Source organism: Aeromonas rivipollensis (assembly GCF_010974825.1).
GTDB lineage: Bacteria > Pseudomonadota > Gammaproteobacteria > Enterobacterales > Aeromonadaceae > Aeromonas > Aeromonas rivipollensis.
Genome location: NZ_JAAILA010000003.1, coordinates 242445 through 260042, shown reverse-complemented (window position 1 = coordinate 260042; position 17598 = coordinate 242445). Strand labels below are relative to the sequence as shown.

The 17598-nt window shown below is 64.0% G+C and carries 16 protein-coding genes; 6 read left to right on the top strand and 10 right to left on the bottom strand.

The window, feature by feature from the left end:
• The first annotated feature begins 90 nt into the window (after positions 1 to 90).
• A complete protein-coding gene (locus G4923_RS02055) occupies positions 91 to 1785 on the top strand; it encodes a pyridoxal phosphate-dependent decarboxylase family protein (RefSeq protein WP_163135318.1) in 1695 nt (564 codons plus the stop codon).
• A gap of 69 nt (positions 1786 to 1854) precedes the next feature.
• Here the strand turns inward: G4923_RS02055 and G4923_RS02050 are convergent, their stop codons facing one another.
• The 7 genes from G4923_RS02050 to G4923_RS02020 all read right to left on the bottom strand — a co-directional run bounded on the left by G4923_RS02050 (position 1855) and on the right by G4923_RS02020 (position 11405).
• Positions 1855 to 2208: a copper-binding protein gene (locus G4923_RS02050; RefSeq protein WP_163135317.1), complete on the bottom strand. Its 354-nt coding sequence runs from the start codon at positions 2206 to 2208 to the stop codon at positions 1855 to 1857.
• A 44-nt stretch (positions 2209 to 2252) separates the two neighbouring features.
• Positions 2253 to 5381, bottom strand: coding sequence for an efflux RND transporter permease subunit (locus G4923_RS02045; RefSeq protein WP_163135315.1), 3129 nt, complete (start codon positions 5379 to 5381; stop codon positions 2253 to 2255).
• Positions 5378 to 6895, bottom strand: coding sequence for an efflux RND transporter periplasmic adaptor subunit (locus G4923_RS02040; protein ID WP_163135312.1), 1518 nt, complete (start codon positions 6893 to 6895; stop codon positions 5378 to 5380). Before G4923_RS02040 ends, G4923_RS02045 begins: the two co-directional genes overlap by 4 nt.
• Positions 6896 to 7192: 297 nt before the next feature.
• The gene (locus G4923_RS02035) at positions 7193 to 7633 is read right to left on the bottom strand and encodes a hypothetical protein (RefSeq protein ID WP_163135311.1); all 441 of its coding nucleotides are present in this window, start codon (positions 7631 to 7633) and stop codon (positions 7193 to 7195) included.
• Between the two features lie 183 nt (positions 7634 to 7816).
• Positions 7817 to 8623, bottom strand: a complete 807-nt coding sequence (xthA, locus tag G4923_RS02030; RefSeq protein ID WP_106886287.1) for an exodeoxyribonuclease III — start codon at positions 8621 to 8623, stop codon at positions 7817 to 7819.
• A 113-nt stretch (positions 8624 to 8736) separates the two neighbouring features.
• Positions 8737 to 9699: an ion channel gene (locus G4923_RS02025; RefSeq protein WP_163135309.1), complete on the bottom strand. Its 963-nt coding sequence runs from the start codon at positions 9697 to 9699 to the stop codon at positions 8737 to 8739.
• A gap of 59 nt (positions 9700 to 9758) precedes the next feature.
• On the bottom strand, positions 9759 to 11405 hold the full coding sequence (locus G4923_RS02020) for a tetratricopeptide repeat-containing response regulator (protein ID WP_111910192.1): 1647 nt from the start codon (positions 11403 to 11405) through the stop codon (positions 9759 to 9761).
• A 257-nt stretch (positions 11406 to 11662) separates the two neighbouring features.
• On the opposite strand from G4923_RS02020, the gene G4923_RS02015 reads away from it, so the two are divergent.
• On the top strand, positions 11663 to 12088 hold the full coding sequence (locus tag G4923_RS02015; protein WP_163135307.1) for an Hsp20/alpha crystallin family protein: 426 nt from the start codon (positions 11663 to 11665) through the stop codon (positions 12086 to 12088).
• A gap of 42 nt (positions 12089 to 12130) precedes the next feature.
• On the opposite strand, the gene G4923_RS02010 is transcribed toward G4923_RS02015, so the two are convergent.
• Entirely contained in the window at positions 12131 to 13168 is a 1038-nt protein-coding gene (locus G4923_RS02010; protein WP_163135305.1) for an FAD:protein FMN transferase, read from the bottom strand.
• A gap of 301 nt (positions 13169 to 13469) precedes the next feature.
• On the opposite strand from G4923_RS02010, the gene azu reads away from it, so the two are divergent.
• Both azu and G4923_RS02000 read left to right on the top strand, forming a co-directional pair.
• Entirely contained in the window at positions 13470 to 13910 is a 441-nt protein-coding gene (gene azu / locus G4923_RS02005; protein WP_139744933.1) for an azurin, read from the top strand.
• 209 nt (positions 13911 to 14119) lie between these two features.
• Positions 14120 to 14323, top strand: coding sequence for a hypothetical protein (locus G4923_RS02000; protein WP_106886293.1), 204 nt, complete (start codon positions 14120 to 14122; stop codon positions 14321 to 14323).
• A gap of 32 nt (positions 14324 to 14355) precedes the next feature.
• On the opposite strand, the gene G4923_RS01995 is transcribed toward G4923_RS02000, so the two are convergent.
• Complete coding sequence (locus G4923_RS01995) at positions 14356 to 14913, bottom strand: HutD family protein (RefSeq protein WP_163135303.1); 558 nt, start codon at positions 14911 to 14913, stop codon at positions 14356 to 14358.
• Between the two features lie 265 nt (positions 14914 to 15178).
• On the opposite strand from G4923_RS01995, the gene G4923_RS01990 reads away from it, so the two are divergent.
• The gene (locus G4923_RS01990) at positions 15179 to 16147 is read left to right on the top strand and encodes a nucleoside hydrolase (RefSeq protein WP_163135301.1); all 969 of its coding nucleotides are present in this window, start codon (positions 15179 to 15181) and stop codon (positions 16145 to 16147) included.
• Positions 16148 to 16240: 93 nt separating this feature from the next.
• Positions 16241 to 16570, top strand: coding sequence for a DUF3634 family protein (locus tag G4923_RS01985; protein WP_163135299.1), 330 nt, complete (start codon positions 16241 to 16243; stop codon positions 16568 to 16570).
• Positions 16571 to 16661: 91 nt separating this feature from the next.
• Here G4923_RS01985 and G4923_RS01980 read toward each other — a convergent pair whose 3' ends face one another.
• Positions 16662 to 17570: a LysR family transcriptional regulator gene (locus G4923_RS01980; protein WP_163135297.1), complete on the bottom strand. Its 909-nt coding sequence runs from the start codon at positions 17568 to 17570 to the stop codon at positions 16662 to 16664.
• Positions 17571 to 17598 lie beyond the last annotated feature (28 nt).

Here is a 17598-nt window from a genome sequence, read left to right as displayed (position 1 = left end):
AAGTAGGGCAGGCCATTAGTTATTGTCGCTGTCTCCTGCGCCGCCCCGGGGGTATAACCGGGGCACATTTGCAGTACTAATGGTCTTATCATGAGCGATCTTGTCTATCTGAAAGATGACGGCGTCAACGCCGTCCACCCCGAGTTCTCCGCCCGTTTCGCCACCGTCAAAGCCAACTTCTTCTCCCGCAATCCCGATCTCTGGCCGGTGTTTCGCGAACCGGGCTTTGCCACCCTCAACGAGTTTCGTGCCCGTGGCCTGGCCCCGGATGCGCGCCTCAACGCCTGGCCAGATGGCCACGCCCGCCTCGCCGATCTCTGCGAGACCATGCCGGTGCCCGCGCAGATGCGCACCCCGGGGGAGCCCATGACGGAGCTGCTGTTCGCCGGCGCCCTGTCGAAAGACTGGGAGAACCCCTCCAGCGTCGAGAACGTCATCACAATGTCGGCGGATCCCGCCATCTACGGCGCCCAGATGGGGATCCTCGCCAATCCCAACCTGGTCTACTCCGAGTATGCCGGGGTGGCCGAGGAGCTCGAAAAAAAGGTGGTGCGCCAGATTGCCCTGCTGGCGGGTTACGACCCGGCCCGCGCCACCGGCATTTTCACCCAGGGAGGGACCTTCTGTAACCTCTACGGTTACCTGCTCGGCATTCGCAAGAGCCTGCCGGAGGCCAAGCACAAGGGGCTAGGCCACTATCAGGACTATCGCATCATCAACTCCCAGGGCGGCCACTACTCCAACATCACCAACCTCTCCCTGCTCGGGGTGGACATAGAGAACAAGACCATCCGCATCCAGGTGGGGGAGAACAACGACATAGATCTGCTGGATCTCGAGCGCACCCTGACCGCCTGCTTCGCCCTCAAACACGTGGTGCCCACCATCATGCTCACCATGGGGACCACGGACACCTTCGGGGTGGACCAGGTCAAACCCGTGGTGGACCTGCGGGACAGGCTGTGCGAGCGCTTCGAGGTGGCGGTCAAGCCCCACATCCACGTGGATGCCGCCATCGGCTGGTCGATGATCTTCTTCCTGGATTACGACTTTGCCGCCAACCCGCTCGCCATCAACGGCGCCACCCTGGCGGGGATAGAGCGCAACGTGGCCCGCTTCGCTGAGCTCAAATACGCCGACTCCTTCACCGTCGACTTCCAGAAGTGGGGCTATGTGCCCTACACCTCCAGCCTGGTGATGATCAAGGAGCAGGACGACCTCAAGGCGATGGAGAACGATCCGGAGAACTTCTCCTACTTCGAGCGGGACATCCAGGGCCAGACCCACCTGCAGTCCACCATAGAGTGTTCCCGGGGGGCGAGCGGCCTGTTCGGCGCCTACGCGGCCCTCAACTACCTGGGGGTCGAGGGCTATCGCACCGTGCTGGCCCACTGCCTGCAGAACGCCAACTACTTCCGCTTCCGTCTGAGCCAGCTCGGCAACGTCAAGCTGGTGGCCCAGGAGAACCAGGGGCCGAGCGTGGGCTTCAAGATCTACAACCCCGAGTGGGTGCAGGATCCGGAAGCCGAGTTCGCCTTCGAGCTGGCCCGCAGCCCGGACGCGGCCTACAAGGCGCGGCTGGCCCGCAACACCGAATACCACCGCAACCTGTTCAAGCAACGCGGCAAGGTGGGACTCTACACCAACTGGGTGGAGGCGGTGGCGCACTCGGAGTACGACGCCCGCGGCAAGTACTCCTATATCGCCGGGGAGAAGGCGGTCTTTATGAACCCCGCCTGCACCCGGGAGCAGATCGACGCCTTTATCGACCATATTCGTGGCTGACTCCGGCCGAGATCGCAGATAAAAAACGGCAGGCATGGTGCCCGCCGTTTTTATTGTTGTGGTGAGCCGTTACTGCTTCTGGATGGCCGTCACCGTCAGCTTGCCCGCCGGGTTCTCGGCGTGAAAACGCACCGCATCCCCCACTTTCAGCCCCTGAAGCTGGGCCGGATCCGCCAGCAGGAACACCATTGTCATGGGGGGCATCTTGAGGTTGGCGATGGTCTCGTGCTTGATCCCCACCTTGCCGTTGGCCTCGTCGACGCGAGTGATGACCCCTCTGGTCATCGTCATCTCGCCCATGCCATCCATTTGTCCCATCTGGCTCATGTCATGGCCCTGGTGGTTCATCATCTCCTCGGCCTGCAGGCCGGTGTGGGTAGCAAGGCCGAGCAGCAGGGTCAGGGTCAGCGTCTTGTAGTTCATGATCTTTTCCTCGTCGTTTATTCAAAGTCGGTGGTGAATGCGGGTCAGTCGGCTTGCCGGGTTTCGGCCTTGCCAAGGCTTCGGCTGCGCCACAGGTAGTAGGCGGCGGGCAGCACCAGCAGGGTCAGCACCAGTGCACTCACCATGCCGCCTATCATGGGGGCGGCGATGCGCTGCATCACCTCGGAGCCGGTGCCCTGGCTCCACATGATGGGCAAGAGGCCGGCGATAATGGTCACCACAGTCATCATCTTGGGGCGCAGGCGCAGGGCGGCGCCGTGAATGACTGCCTGGTGCAGGCCCGCCTTGTCCGGCTTGCCGCTCGCGACCAGGTCATCCCAGGCGTGGTTGAGGTAGACCAGCATCAAGACACCGGTCTCCACCGCCACCCCGGCCAGGGCGATAAAGCCCACCCCCACCGCCACCGAGAGGTTGAAGTCGAGCAGCCAGAGGGTCCAGATCCCGCCCACCACCGCCAGCGGCAGTGTGGTGAGAATGAGCAGCACCTCCTGAAAGCGGCGAAACGCCAGATAGAGCAGCAGCACGATAATGGCGACGGTCAATGGCACCACGTAGGCGAGACGCGCCTTGGCCCGCTCCATGTATTCGTACTGACCGGACCAGGTGAGGGCGTAACCCGCCGGCAGCACCAGCTGCTTGTCCACCTCGGCCTTGGCCTCTGCCACAAAGGAGCCGATGTCGCGGCCGCGAATATCGACGTAGACCCAGCCGTTGAGCCGTGCGTTCTCGCTGCGCAGCATGGGAGCTTCGTCGCTGATGTAGACCCGGGCCACGTCCGCCAGGGCGATGCGCGCGCCGCTCGGAGTCACCACCGGCAGCAGCTCCAGGCTGGCCACCGAGTCCCGGTAGCTCTGGGGATAGCGCAGGTTGATGGGGTAGCGCTCGCGCCCCTCTATGGTCTGCCCCACCTCCATGCCGCCCACCGCGGTGGCGAGCACCGCCTGCACGTCGGCGATGTTGAGGCCGTAGCGGGCCGCTTTCAGCCGGTCGATGTCCACCTTGACGTAGCGACCGCCCGCCACCCGCTCGGCGTAGACCGACGCAGCCCCTTCCACCTTGCCGACGATTTGCTCAAGCTGCTGGCCAAGCTGCTGGACCACCTTGAGATCGGGCCCCGCAATCTTGATGCCGACCGGGGTCTTGATGCCGGTGGCCAGCATGTCGATGCGGGTCTTGATGGGGGGCACCCAGGCGTTGGTGAGACCGGGGAAGCGGATGAGGGAGTCGAGCTCCTCTTTGAGCTTCTCCGGGGTCATGCCGGGGCGCCACTGATCGCGGGGCTTGAGCTGGATGCTGGTCTCCATCATCACCAGGTCGGCAGGGTCTGTGGCCGATTCGGCGCGCCCCGCCTTGCCGAACACGTTCTGTACCTCGGGCACGGTGCGAATGAGCTTGTCGGTCTGCTGCAAGATCTCCCGCGCCTTGCCCACCGAGATATTGGCTGCTGTGGTGGGCATATACATGATGTCCCCCTCATCGAGCGGCGGTATGAACTCCGAGCCCAGGTACTTGAGCGGCCAGAAGCCCGCCACCGTGACCACGGCGGCGATGGCCAGGGTGGTTTTCGGGCGTGCCAGCACGGCTCCTAGCAGCGGAATATAGCCGCGGGTCAGCATCCGGTTGAGGGGGTTGACCTGCTCCGCCAGCACCTTGCCACGGATAAAGTACCCCATGATCACCGGCACCAGCGTGATGGCGAGCGCAGCGGCGGCGGCCATGGCGTAGGTCTTGGTGTAGGCGAGGGGATGGAACATGCGTCCCTCCTGCGCCTCCAGCGCAAACACCGGCAAAAAGCTCATGGTGATGATCAGCAGGGAGAAGAAGATGGCGGGCCCCACCTCTATGCTCGCCTCCGTGATGATGCGCCAGCGGTTCTTGTCGGTGAGCGCCTCCCGCTCCATATGCTTGTGGACGTTCTCGATCATCACTATGGCGCCATCCACCATGGCGCCGATGGCGATGGCGATGCCCCCGAGCGACATGATGTTGGCGTTGATCCCCTGCAGGTGCATGACGATAAAGGCCGCCAGAATGGCGATAGGCAAGGTGATGACCACCACCAGGGATGAGCGCAGGTGGAACAGGAAGGCGAGGCAGACCAGCACCACCACCGCAAACTCCTCCAGCAGCTTGCCGGAGAGGTTGTCGATGGCGCGCTGGATAAGGTCGGATCGATCGTACACGGTGACGATCTCCACCCCTTCCGGCAGGCTGCTTTTCAGCTGGGCCAACCGAGCCTTGACCCCGTCTATGGTGTGCTGGGCATTCTCGCCATAGCGCATGACTATGATGCCGCCCACCACTTCCCCTTCGCCGTTGAGCTCGGCGATGCCGCGCCGACTCTGGGGGCCGGTGACCACATCCGCCACATCACCCAGCAGCAGCGGGGCGCCGCGCACAGTGGTACCGAGGGGGATCTGCTTCAGATCCTCCACGCTCTTCAGATAGCCATTCGAGCGCACCATATACTCCGCTTCCGCCATCTCGATGACGGAAGCGCTGGTCTCCTGATTGCCCTGCTTGATGGCGGTCTCGATAAGGGAGAGCGGGATGCCGTAGGCGCGCAGCTTGTCCGGGTCGACCCGTACCTGGTACTGGCGCACCATGCCGCCGACGCTGGCGACTTCGGAGACGCCATTGACGGTTTGCAGCTCGTACTTGAGGAACCAGTTCTGCAGCGACGTGAGCTCGCTCAAGTCATGCTTGCCGGTTCTGTCCACCAATGCGTATTGATAGACCCAGCCCACCCCGGTGGCGTCGGGGCCGAGCTGGGGACGGGCGGAGGCGGGGAGACTCGGGGCAACCTGGCTTAAATACTCCAGTACCCGGGCGCGGGCCCAGTAGAGATCCGTGCTGTCGTCAAACAGCACGTAGACAAAGGAGTCACCGAAGAAGGAGTAGCCGCGCACCGTGGTGGCCCCCGGCACCGCCAGCATGGCGGTGGTGAGCGGGTAGGTCACCTGATCCTCAACCACCTGGGGCGCCTGCCCCGGGTAGGCCGTCTTGATGATCACCTGCACGTCGGAGAGATCCGGCAAGGCGTCCACCGGGGTCTGCTTGACCGACCAGAGCCCCCAGGCGGTGAGCATGAGGGTCAACAGCAGCACCAGAAAGCGGTTGCCCACGGACCAGCGAATGATGGAAGGGATCATGGCTTGGCCCCCATATCGTGCTGGCTAGGGTCCATGCCTTCCATCTTCTCCATCTCACCCGCCGCAGGCTTGGCTGCGTCGCCGCTTGCGGGTGCTTTCTCCTGATGGATGCTGGTGATGTGGTACTCGTCCCCCTCCTGCATCACCTGCAGGTGGAGGCTTTGCCCCTCGGCCAGCTTGCTGATATCGACCCCTTCGGCGACGGTGAACTCCATCTCCATGGCGGGCCACTGCCACTCGGGAATGGGCTGGTGGGCCACCATCAGGGTGCGGCTGGCCAGATCCATGCTCTGTACAGTCCCCTGGGTCCACACCTGGGCCGGGCGCACCGCCGTCATGCGCTGGAAGTCCGAGTCGATGGCAGATTCCGAATCGAGCAGGAACTGGGCCGAGCTGACTATGCTGTCCCCCGCTTCGACTCCCGCCTTGATGGCCACCTTGTCGCCAAACTGGGGGCCCAGGGTGACGGCGACCGACTTGAAGTTGCCATCCCCCAGTGCCAGCACCAGCCTGTCCTGACTGCCGGTGCGGATCACCGCTTCGCTCGGCACCACCAGTTGCGGCTCTCCCTTGCCCGCCTGAATCGCCACCTTGGCAAACATATTGGGTTTCAAGAACTCGTCCGGGTTGTCAAAGCGCAGCCGCACCTTGAGGGTACGGGTGGCGGCGTCGAGGGTCGGGTAGAGGTAATCGACCCGGCCCTGCCAGCGGCGGCCCGGGGCGTAGTCGAGGGTCATGGTGACCGGATCCCCCACTTTCAGCTGGGCAGCCTGGCGCTCGAACACCTCGGCACTGACCCACACCTGCTGGAGGGTGCTGATGTTGAACAGGGCGGCGGCGGGTTCCACATACTGGCCCTCGCGCACCTTCAGCTCCGAGACATAGCCGCTGCTGGGGGCATAGATGCCAATGGTTTCACGCACCTGACGGCTGCGTTTGAGGGCGGCAATCTGATCCGCCGGCACCTGTAGGGACTTCAGTTTTCCCTCGGCGGCGCGCAGCAGCAGGGGATTGCTGGTGTTGAGGGCGAGCAGGTACTCATGCTGGGCGTTGACCAGGTCCGGGGCGTAGATCTCGTAGAGCAGGGTGCCTTTGGCCACCTTCTGCCCCTCGCTCTTGATGGCCAGGGTGCGGATCCAGCCCGCCATGCGGGCGTTGATGGCCTCGAGCCTGTCCTCGTCATAACCGACATAGCCCACCGTCTCGATCTGCTGGTGGATGGGCAGCTTTTCGACTTTGGCCAGCCGTACCCCCAGGTTCTGCTGGATCTCGGGGCTGATGGTGACGGTACCGGGCGAGCCGTTTTTCTGCTCCTCATAGACGGGGATAAAGTCCATCCCCATGTTGTCCTTGGCAGGGCCGTCGCGCTTGTCGCGGGGATCCATGGGGTTGACCCAGTAGAGCGGCGTCTTCTCTTTGACGGTGGCTCCATCAGTGCTCTGTTTGGCGGCCCAGTAGCCGCCACCGGCGCCGAGGGCGAGCAGCAGGGCCGACATCAGGACTCTCTTGTTCATGACTGGCCTCCGGCGCGGATCTGCATGCAGAAAGTGCAGGAGGAGAGGGCGCCCGCTAAGGCGGCAACCTGGGTGGGTGAACAGTGGGCTGGTGACATCATACGTCTTCTCTTGTGCAGGCCGCAGGGCGGGTGATGGACAAGGCATCACCAAGGGGCTGGCGGCAAACGGGGCGCTGCTGACGAGTCAGCGGACGCACGGCTCCCTGTTGCTGGCGGGGCCAGTGGTCACAGGGTCAGGCAAGGTGTGCAGATAGGGGCAAGGTGAGCCTTGCCTCATGCACAGGAGAAGATCGTTCTAGTGACGCAGCACCGACAGCATCAGGTGTCGGCGCGGCCAGGAGGGAGGGTGGGTACCGCGACTGCGCAGGAAGGGATCCCGCAGCCAGTTTTCCAGCTGTTGGCTGACGGTCCCGGGGGGCAGCAGCAACAGGGGCAGGGCGAGCAGGGCGGCCAGCAGTGGCAGGCCGGCGCCCATTGGCGAGGTGAGGCCGCCGTGCATCTGGCACTCGTCCTGATTGAGGTCGGCGGCAGCGTAGCCATCACCGCCGTTGTGGCAGGGGAGCCCCTGCATGGCCGCGGGCAGATTGGCGGCACTGGTCATGGCGAGGGATGGGGATGTCGCCTCCTCCCTTGCCGCCGCGCCATGCCAGCTGATGCAGAGGGTGAGATTGCAGACGAGCAGCAGCGCCAGCAACAGCCGGGCGATGAGCACTGTGGGCAATCTCGATGACAACATGGGCGGTTTCCCTGCGACGGATGAGCCGAATGTAAACCTTGCCGAAAGGTGAAGGTCAAGGCGTGGCAAAGCCCGTCTGCCAAAGAGTTGATATGGATTAAGAAATGGCGGGCTGTGAACAAAAAAGCCCCCGCATCGGCGGGGGCTCAGGGTCAGGGACGACAGTCTTCTCGGCAGCCGGGATCAGGCGAAGCAGGCCCAGATGGGGGCGTGATCCGAGGGTTTCTCGATGCCGCGCAGCTCGTAGTCGATGCCGGTCTCGGTCACTTTGTCCTTGAGGGCATTGGACGCCATGATGAGGTCGATGCGCAGGCCCCGGTTCTCGTCAAAGCCCTTGGAGCGGTAGTCAAACCAGGAGAAGCGCTCGCACTCGGTGGGGTTGGCGGCGCGGAAGGTGTCGGTCAGCCCGAACCCCTTGAGGCGCTCCATCCACTCCCGCTCTATGGGCAGGAAGGAGCACTTGCCATCCCGCAGCCAGCGCTTGCGGTTCGCCTCGCCGATGCCGATGTCGAGATCCGTGGGGGAGATGTTCACATCGCCGATCAGCACCAAGGGATCGTCCGGGGTGTGGTGGGTCTCGAGGTAGTGCTGCAGGTCCTCATAGAACTTCTGCTTGGCCGGGAACTTGGTCTCGTGATCCTGGCTCTCCCCTTGCGGGAAATAGCCGTTCATCACCTTGATGAGGGAGCCGTCTTCCCGTTTGAAGCTGGCCATGATCATCCGGCGCTGGGCATCCTCGGGATCGGTGGGGAACCCCTTCTGCACGTCGAGGGGCGGCTGCTTGCTCATGATGGCGACCCCGTAGTGACCTTTCTGGCCGTGGAACACCACGTGATAGCCCATGGCCTCCACGTCCGCCACCGGGAAGGCCTCGTCGTGCACCTTGATCTCCTGCAGGCCGATCACATCCGGCTGGTGCTTGTCGATGATGGCTTGCAACTGATGAAGACGGGCGCGCAGGCCATTGATATTGAAAGAGATGATCTTCATGTCAGGGATGCTCATGTCGTTTTTATTAGTCGCTATTGGACTAGGAATCCGGTCTGGATGCAAGAGGGGCCAGGGGAGGGGGCGTGCAGCCTCCCTGTGCCCCGGCCCCGGGCTTAGCGGGTCATCTTCTTGACAAACACCACCACAAACAACGCCAGGGTGAAGCTGCCGGTGAAGGCCTCGAAGGCGGCGAAGATCCGCGACAGGCCGACCGGGGTGAAGTCGCCGTAACCCAGGGTGGTGAAGGTCACCACGCTGTAGTAGAGGCATTCGAGCAGGAAGATGGCGTTCTCTTCGAGGGTCGCCTCCGGGCGGTAGATGAGGTGGTTGCCCGCGAAGTTGAGGCCGCAGAAGAAGTAGAAGATGCTGCAGATGAAGATGAGCAGCAGGGAGAAGAGCACCACCCGCATGGGGGCCTCACCGTAGCCGCAGAAGAGATCCACTATCCAGGAGGCGAAGCGGTGATAGGACCAGAACGGCATCTGCAGGCGGCGCATGGTGAGCTCCTGCTGGATGTAGCGGCCTGACATGGTGAAGATCCCCTGGGCCTCCGAGGCCTTGCGCAGATCTCGGTAGGTCTCTTCCGCCTCCTTGAACCAGACGCGGGACTGCACCGGATCCCGCTCGCTTCGCCCCTTCCTGTCCTGCATCAGGCGTTTGCCGGTATCCAGGTTGTCGAGCCGGGTGTTCTTCCAGCGGATGCCGAGCAGGTTGACGTCGTGCAACTCGGCGCAGTGCAGGTTGGCGTCACTGACATCGGCCTTCATCAGGCTGCCGCCCTTGATGCGAATGCCGTAGAGGTGGGCGCCCCGCAGGTTGGCGCGATAGAGGTTGCACTGCTCCAGCAGGAATCCCCGGGGGCCTTCTCTGTTCACCAGGTTGAGACCGGCGAGATCGGCGCGGGCCAGTTGCAACCCGTGGCACAGGCCCCCCTGGCGCACATAGTGCTCCAGCGCCGCGGCTGTGTCCGGGGATGAGTGAGAGGCATGGGGGTCGTGCCAGTGGCACAGGTCGTGATCCCCCGCCTCTTCGCTGCAGTGGCGGCCATCTGCCACCAGGTATCGGCACATCGCCATGCTGTCGCCCCTCCTTGCCTGAGTCTGTATCAGCATAGGTGAGGGAGAGGCGCCGCTGGCTAGGCGAGCTGGTTAAATTCCTGGCGCAGCTTGCGAAAGCGATCCTGCTGGGCGGGATTCAGGGGGATGCCCTCCAGCACCTCCAGGGTCTCCTTGCACTCGGCGCCGAATTCCGGGCTCTTGCGGTTCTTCTGCATCAGTTGCAGCAGCACCTGGATCTTGTTGAGGGCGGCGCCGGTATTGGCGGGAGCCCGGCGCAGGGCCTCGCGGAAATGGCCGAGGGCCTGCTCCAGCTCCCCGCTCTGGTAGGCCTTGATGCCGAGATCGTTGAGCTGCTGGTAGCGCTGACGGCGCTCCTGCACCGTCTTGTCGTCCCGGGTCACCTGGATGCAGGTGGTGAGCAGCCGGTCTTCATCCTCCGCCAGCAGGGATTGCAGGCTCTCGGCGTACTCGAACTCCCCGAGCTGGTAGAGGGCGAGTATGGTCTCGCCGAGCAGGGCGGGGGGCATGGTCTCGGGCTTGTCCAGCCAGTTCTGGTTGGCGCGATAGAGCATCTTCTTGCCCTTGAGCAGCTCCCCCAGGGCGATGCGCACCCTGGCCTGACAGATCTGCTCGAACACCGGGTAGTTGAACTCCGACATCATCAGGGAATCGCGGATGCGCGACAGGGCCGAGTTCACCTGCTTTTGCAGGTTGGCGATGTGATAGCCGTCGTTGCTGTTGAGGGCGTAGAGGGTCAGGGTCTGGATGTAGGCCCCCAGATAGTGGGGGGTGCGGTGGATGGAGTTGCGCGACAGATCGATGAGGGCGAGCAGCACATCCTTGGCCTGGCCGTAGTCGTGGCGCTGCAGGCACACCTCTGCCAGCCGGCGGGAGAGCTGCACCGACTGGGGGGAGATGTCCGCTGCCCGCCGCAGCTCCTGCTGGGCCAGCTCTTCCTTGCCAAGGGAGAGCAGGGACTCCGCCAGCCAGAGGTGGGCCTCCACCATCAGGGGGGTGTTCTTCAGGGTCGCCTGCAGGTGGCTCACCGCCTCGTCATAGAGCGCCAGACGGTAGCAGGCCTTGCCCAGGGTCAACCTGGCCCAGCTGTTCTCCTGGCCGGCCAGCAGCTGGCGCATCAGGCTGCGCGCCTCCTTGGCCTGGCCGAGCTTGAGCTGGGTGTCGGCCTGCAGGCAGCGGCAGAAGTTGGCGAAGCGCGGCACCGCATCGGCCTGTCTGGCGCAGGCCTCGACCAGGGCCGGCAGATCGTTCTGGGTGAGGGCGATGAAGACGCTCTCCAGGGACTGGCGGCGGGCGAGGGCGCGCTTCAAGCGAAACGAGAACTGTTCCTGGGAGAAGGGCTTCATCAGGTATTCGTCGGGCTCGGCCTCCAGCGCGCTCAGCACCATGGCACGGGAGCTGTCGCTGCTGACCATGATCACCACGCTCTGGGGCGGGATCAGCTGCTGGTCCCGCAGGCTCTCCAGCAACTGGCGACCGTTCTCGCCCGCCCCCAGCTCGTAGTCCAGCAGATAGATGTCGAAGCTCTCCTTCTGGCAGCGGCGGCGCGCCTCGTCGGCGGAATTGATGTAGGTGATGCGGTTGATGCCGATGTTGATCAGCATCGCCTTCATCATCATCTGAAAGGAACGCTGCTCGTTGACCAGCAGGATGCGCCTGGGTTTGGGCTGGGCTTTCTTCTCTGGTGCGGGATCCGGTGTCTGCATCTGTCTTGCATCGAGGCGCTGCGGGCTGGTGGGAGAAGTGTGCCACCAAAGTCCGCAGACAGGCAATTGAACATGGGAAGGGGGCCCTGTTTTTCCCGCCAAGACAAGAGGCGGCCTGCAAAAAATCATGGCGCGCCCTTGATCTTCGTCAACTGGGCGCGAGATGGCAGTGGCGCGGTTCGGCCCGGTTTTTAGACTTGAAGGGAGGCAGATCCCGGCGATCTGCAGCCATCACCCGTACCACAAGGAGGAATCAAATGAGTTTGCTACCGAGCCGAACCAGCCTGTTTGATGACCTGTTCCACGACATGGCCTCCGGCTTCTACATCCGGCCCCTGCACGGGGATCCCCTGCCCAGCCGGATCACGCTGGATCTGAGGGAGAGCGACGGCGGTTACCTGCTGCAGGCCGAGCTGCCCGGGGTGGCCAAGGAGGACATCCAGATAGATGTGCACGGCAAACTGGTGACCCTGAAGGCGGAGATTCGCCAGCACGACAGCCAGAGCAAGGAAGATCGCTCCCTGCGCAGCGAGCGCTACTATGGCAGCGTGTCGCGCACCGTCGATCTGCCGGTGGAGGTGGCGCCGGATCAGGTCAGCGCCCGCTTCGAGAACGGCATCCTCACCCTGCAACTGCCCAAGCAGGCGGTCACCCCGGCGCCCCATCGTGTTCCCATCGAATAGCGCGCCGTCATGAAAAGGCCCCACATTGCGGGGCCTCGTCGTTCATGGCTGCCTGCGTACCAGGTAGGGGGCGAACTCGGGAGTGTGCTGCGCCGCAAAACCCGTGGACGTCTTCTCGATGAGATAGACCGCCAGCTTGTGCTCGGTGGCAAAGGCCATCGCCTGCTCGGGCCCCATCACCATGAGGGCGGTGTCGAGGGCATCGGCCTCCAGCGCCGTGGGGGTGATGACGCTGGCGGAGACCAGCTTGTGGGTGACTGGCTCGCCGGTGGCGGGATCTATGATGTGGGAGTAGCGCCGGCCATCGAGCTCGTAATAGTTGCGATAGCTGCCGGCGGTGCTGAGGGCCATGCCGTTCGGGGTGACCACATCCTCGATGGCGCCCGGCCTGTCCGAGGGCTCGACTATGGCCACCCGCCAGGGGTTGCCCTTGTCGTTGTGTCCCTTGCTGCGCACGGCGCCCGCCACCTCGACGAGGTAGTTGTGCACCCCCTTGCGCTCGAGCAGTGCGGCGATGTCGTCGGACGCCGCCCCTTCCCCCAGGGTGGAGAGATCCAGATAAAGGTCGGGGATGGCCTTACCGAGCAGGAAGTGATCCCCTTGCGGCGTCAGGCTGAGCTTGTCGATGCCGACTCGCTCCCGCGCCTTGGCAATCTGCTCTGCGGTGGGCCGCTTGACCGGGCGCTTGTCCGGCCCGAAGCCCCACAGGTTGACCAGGGGGCCCACTGTGACGTCCAGCTTGCCCTGGGTGAGGCGCCCCGCATCCATGCCCTGCTGCACTATCCTGGCCATGCTGGCCGGTATGACCATGGGAGCCTTGCCTGAGCCCTGATTGAAGCGGGAGATGAGGGAGTCAGGATCATAGGTGGAGATCTCCTGGTTGATGCGTGCCAGCAGGGTATCGACCTCCCCCTGCAGCGCGGCCTGGCCACCGGGGAAGGGGTCGCTCAGGGTCACCGCATAGTAGGTGCCCATGGTGTTGCCCTGAATGCGGATCTGGGTCGGCGCCGGCTGACAGGCGGTCAACAGCAGCATCAGGGAGAGCAGCAGGCCGCGGGGGGCCAGGGAGAGGGTCTTCATCTTGCATTCTCGCGGGAGTCATCGACGGGGGAGCAGCTTAGCCAAGGGCGCCGCAATTGACGAGCCCCTGGCGCCGGGTCTGGGTGGAAATAATTAAGCCGCGGCGGGGTGACGCCGGCAAATCTGTTCCACAGTTCAATGGACCCCGGGAGTGACCTGGTCCGCAGCTTTGAGCAAAAGCCGCTGCCATCCGGTGACATTTGGGTACAATGAAGATCGATCATGACAGCATCTTTGCGTGTCGCCGTGCGATGCGACAGACAAGGGGGTTGCCATTCCTCGCCAATCAAAGGAGAAGATGATGAAAAAGGTGTTAACCCTGCTGCTGCTGAGTTCCCTGGCTGCCCCGGCGCTGGCCGATGAGTGCGCCTTGGTCATCGAAGGCAATGACGCCATGCAGTTCAACCTCAAAGAGATGAGCGTGCCGGCCACCTGCAAGGAGGTGACCATCACCCTCAATCACACGGGCAAGCTGCCGGTGGCCAACATGGGTCACAACTGGGTGCTGGCCAATACCGCCGACTATCAGGCCGTCGCCACCGCGGGCATGAGCGCCGGCGCCGATCACGACTACCTGCCCAAGGACGACGCCCGTATCCTGGCGCACACCAAGCTGGTGGGGGGTGGCGAGAGCACCAGCGTCACCTTCAAGACCGACGGGCTGGCGGGCAAGGATCTCACCTTCTTCTGCTCCTTCCCCGGCCACTTCGCCATGATGAAGGGGGCCTTCAAGGTCGGTTGAGCCGCGCTGGCCTGACAGGAAAAAGCCGGGATATCCCGGCTTTTTTGTCCCAGCGGAAACCTTGTGTCGATCGCGCGGTACAGATGAGCCAAGCGATTGAATGAATGGTGCGTTTCGTGATCTTGCGAGGGGTGGTTGCGGTGCAAACAGGATAAAATAAGCCTCAAACGGGCCTGTTAGCCCAAACGCCGATTGGACGGATTTAGGTGATGAGAGCAGTAAAATGGGTGGTCAGCTGTTGCCTGATGCTGGTGTGCGCCCTGGCGCTGGCGGCAGAGCCCCCGGTCAAGAAGAGCCGCAACGGCATCTGCCACCCCCAGGGTGGCACCTACTACGGCCGCACCAAGCATTATGTTCCCTACGACAGCATGCAGGCCTGTCTCGACAGCGGCGGCCGAGCACCCAAACGTTGAGCCAGACCCCAGGGCCTACGCGGGTGTCTCCCTTACCGGGCTTGCAGGGTAAAGAAGGCTAGTGTGGTCTTTTTCCCGCACTCGAAGCGGATGCTCTCCTCCCCCTTGACCACCAGGGTCTCGTTGATGGCCACGGCCTGGTCTGCCACCGTCAGCTGGCCGCTCAGCAGGTGGCAGAGGTAGGTCTTGTCCGCCTCCAGGGTGAGGGTCAGGGGGAAGGGCACATTGAGCACCCGCACGTTGGCGCTGATGCGCGCGGGATCGTAGATGAGCCCCAGATCCGTTACCTCCTTTTTCAGCAGCTCGCAGTGGGTCTCGTCATCCCCGCTGAAGTGGGCCGCCTCGAAGGTGGCATAGGGGTGGCCGTTGAGCACGAAACCGGCGCCGCTGACGGGCAGCAGGATGCGCTGATAGCCGGGAAACTTGGAGAAGGGGCCCGCCGCCTTGATGGGGGCCGAGCTCAGCCGGTAGTCAAAGTCGAGCTTTTCCAGGCTCGAGCCCGGGGGGGAGACCAGGATCTGGGCCGTGGTGCCCTGCTTGTTTTTCCAGGGCATCTTCAGCTGGTCAGACTCTTTAATCAGGGTGATCACGTTGGCGCCTCGGCGAGGAGTGGGGAGAGTGAGGCCAAGTGATACCATCCCGCAGGCCCGCCCACAAGGCGCGGGGGCCTGGGGGCGGGCCGACTGCCCAGAATGTCGCCACTGCGGCCCCTGACCCTGACGGGCCCCCGGATGAAGTGCTCAAGATATCGCCGGTCGGCGGGGGGATGGCAGGCCAAAGGTCGAGGCTGTGATCCTGACGCTGTTAAACGGGCCCGAGGTCGCTACACTGGCACTTCTGCCGTATGGAGGCCCCATGACCCACAAGATCATTCTGGATACCGATCCCGGTATCGACGACGCCATGGCAATACTCTTTGCCGAGGCCCACCCCGTCATCGACTTGCTCGCCATCACCACGGTGTTTGGCAATGCCACCATAGAGAACGGGACCCGCAACGCCCTCTGGCTCAAGCAGAAATACGGCATGAAGGCGGACGTAGCCCAGGGCGCCGCCGCGCCGTTGCTGCGCGAGCCCGTGGGGCCGACGACAGTGGTGCACGGCCCGAGCGGGCTGGGTGACGTGGAGGCGGGGGAGGTGACCCTGATCCCGGATCCCCGCCCGGCCTGGCAATACATCGTCGAGACGCTGAAGGCCAACCCCGGCGAGATCACCTTGGTGACCATAGGGCCGCTCACCAACCTGGCGCTGGCGCTCGAGGCTGCCCCCGAGATCACCGCGCTGGTGAAGCAGGTGGTGGTGATGGGAGGCGCCTTTGGCGTCAACGGTCATCGCGGCAACGTGACCCCCTATGCCGAGGCCAACATTCACGACGATCCCGAGGCGGCCGATCGGGTGTTCACCGCCCCCTGGCCCGTGGTGATCATAGGGCTGGACGTGACCCAGCAGAGCTTCTTCAGCAGCGCCTACCTGGATGCCCTGCGGGACGATGCCGGTGAGCCCGGTCGCTTCCTGTGGGCGGTGAGCCGCTTCTACCTGCGTTTCTATTCCGAGCGCATCGGCCTCAATGGCTGCCACGTGCACGATCCGTCCGCCATCGCCTATGTGATCGATCCCGAGCTGTTCACCCTGCGGGAGGGCCCGGTGCGGGTCATCGACCATGGCCCCGCCATAGGCCACACCCTGCAGAAGTTCGACGGCAAGTCCCATCCCCACGATGAGTGGGCTGACTACCCGGCCCAGCGGGTCGGGGTGGCGGTGCGGGATCAAGCCCTGCTGGCGCTCTATCGCGACACCCTGGTGGCCTGGGGCAAGGATTGCTGACTCGGGGATGGGCAAAACGTGATGTCCGCCCACTCCTCGCCGGCCGTCGCCACATATACTGACGCACATCGAGGCTGGCAAAGGGAGAGAGAGATGGCCTGGTTGTCGTTGTTGGTGGCAGTCGCCCTGATTGGGTGGTTGATGACCCTGGGGCGCGGCGCCCTGTTCGAGATCCGGCTTGCCCCTGGCAAGGTGCAGGTGAAGCGAGGCTCGGTGCCGCCGCGCTTCCTGGCCCAGGCCAAACAGATCCTGCAGCAGGAGCCGGTGCGAGGGCGCATCCTGGGTCAGCGCGATGGCAACGGGGTCAGGCTCGTCTTCTCCCGCTCCATCCCGGAGCCCGTGGCCCAGCGCCTGCGCAACGTCTTTCCTTACGGGGACTATAGAGGCGCGGCCCAGACCCCGGATGGGCGTAATGCTCGCTGACCGCGTTCTCTTGATGCTGTCGTTCACTTCCGGCGCCGGGCACTTTGCCCGGCGTTTTCATTTCCCATAAGCCCTGGACAGGCCGCCGTTATCAGCGCGGCCCTTGCAAGGGCTTCATCACCTCTATCAGAAAGTCGATGAAGGCGCGGGTCTGGGGCTTCAAGAAGCGGCCGCCCCTAAACACCGCATGGATCTCGTCATGCCGATCCTCGTACGGGGAGGCCTGCCACTCGGGCAGCAGGGGTTGCAATGTGCCCTTGTCCAGCCCCTGTTGCACCATCCAGCTCGACAGCAGCAGTATGCCGGAGCCCGCCTCGGCCGCGCACAGCAGGGGCGTGCCGCCGACCGAGGCGAGGTTGCCCCGCACCGGGACTTTGTGCCGCTGGGCCCCTTGCCGGAAATACCAGTGCTGGCGCTGACGGCCATGGCCGCGGATCAGGCAGTTGTGGTGCGCCAGCTCATCGGGATGGGCGGGCTCGCCATGGCGGGCCAGATAGGCGGGGGAGGCGACCAGCAGGGTCCGGTTGGTGAGCAGGTGGCGGCTATGGAGGCCGCTGTCCACGGGGCGTCCGACGCGCACCGCAACGTCCACGTTTTCGGCGTCGAGATCCACCAGCCGGTTGTCGAGCTCGATCTCGAGTCGCACCCCGGGGTAGCGGGCCAGGAAGGCCGGCAGGCGCGGCGCCAGCCAGCTGGTCCCGAAGCTCTCGAACACCGAGACCCGCAGCGGGCCCTCTGGCGCCACCGGCAGGGGCTGCAGGGATTGCACCAGCTGATCGGCCTCCTCCAGCAGGCGCACCGAGCGGGCAAGGAAGTACTCCCCCTGCTCGGTCAGCACCAGCTGGCGGGTGCTGCGCTTGAACAGCGGGATCCCCAGCTGTTGCTCCAGCGCATCTATGGTGCGGGTCACCGAGGAGGGGGCCAGGTTGAGGGCGCGGGCGGCCCGGGAGAAACTCCCCGACTCCACCACCTGAGCCAGGATACGGACGCGATCCAGCATGGGAGTACCTTTGCGGTAAATGCAAAAC

Excerpts from the sequence above, each read along its gene's own strand:
- G4923_RS02055 (WP_163135318.1), top strand. The coding sequence starts at position 91 with ATGAGCGATCTTGTCTATCTGAAAGATGACGGCGTCAACGCCGTCCAC.
- G4923_RS02050 (WP_163135317.1), bottom strand. The coding sequence starts at position 2,208 with ATGAACTACAAGACGCTGACCCTGACCCTGCTGCTCGGCCTTGCTACC.
- G4923_RS02045 (WP_163135315.1), bottom strand. The coding sequence starts at position 5,381 with ATGATCCCTTCCATCATTCGCTGGTCCGTGGGCAACCGCTTTCTGGTG.
- G4923_RS02040 (WP_163135312.1), bottom strand. The coding sequence starts at position 6,895 with ATGAACAAGAGAGTCCTGATGTCGGCCCTGCTGCTCGCCCTCGGCGCC.
- G4923_RS02035 (WP_163135311.1), bottom strand. The coding sequence starts at position 7,633 with ATGTTGTCATCGAGATTGCCCACAGTGCTCATCGCCCGGCTGTTGCTG.
- xthA (WP_106886287.1), bottom strand. The coding sequence starts at position 8,623 with ATGAAGATCATCTCTTTCAATATCAATGGCCTGCGCGCCCGTCTTCAT.
- G4923_RS02025 (WP_163135309.1), bottom strand. The coding sequence starts at position 9,699 with ATGGCGATGTGCCGATACCTGGTGGCAGATGGCCGCCACTGCAGCGAA.
- G4923_RS02020 (WP_111910192.1), bottom strand. The coding sequence starts at position 11,405 with ATGCAGACACCGGATCCCGCACCAGAGAAGAAAGCCCAGCCCAAACCC.
- G4923_RS02015 (WP_163135307.1), top strand. The coding sequence starts at position 11,663 with ATGAGTTTGCTACCGAGCCGAACCAGCCTGTTTGATGACCTGTTCCAC.
- G4923_RS02010 (WP_163135305.1), bottom strand. The coding sequence starts at position 13,168 with ATGAAGACCCTCTCCCTGGCCCCCCGCGGCCTGCTGCTCTCCCTGATG.
- azu (WP_139744933.1), top strand. The coding sequence starts at position 13,470 with ATGAAAAAGGTGTTAACCCTGCTGCTGCTGAGTTCCCTGGCTGCCCCG.
- G4923_RS02000 (WP_106886293.1), top strand. The coding sequence starts at position 14,120 with ATGAGAGCAGTAAAATGGGTGGTCAGCTGTTGCCTGATGCTGGTGTGC.
- G4923_RS01990 (WP_163135301.1), top strand. The coding sequence starts at position 15,179 with ATGACCCACAAGATCATTCTGGATACCGATCCCGGTATCGACGACGCC.
- G4923_RS01985 (WP_163135299.1), top strand. The coding sequence starts at position 16,241 with ATGGCCTGGTTGTCGTTGTTGGTGGCAGTCGCCCTGATTGGGTGGTTG.
- G4923_RS01980 (WP_163135297.1), bottom strand. The coding sequence starts at position 17,570 with ATGCTGGATCGCGTCCGTATCCTGGCTCAGGTGGTGGAGTCGGGGAGT.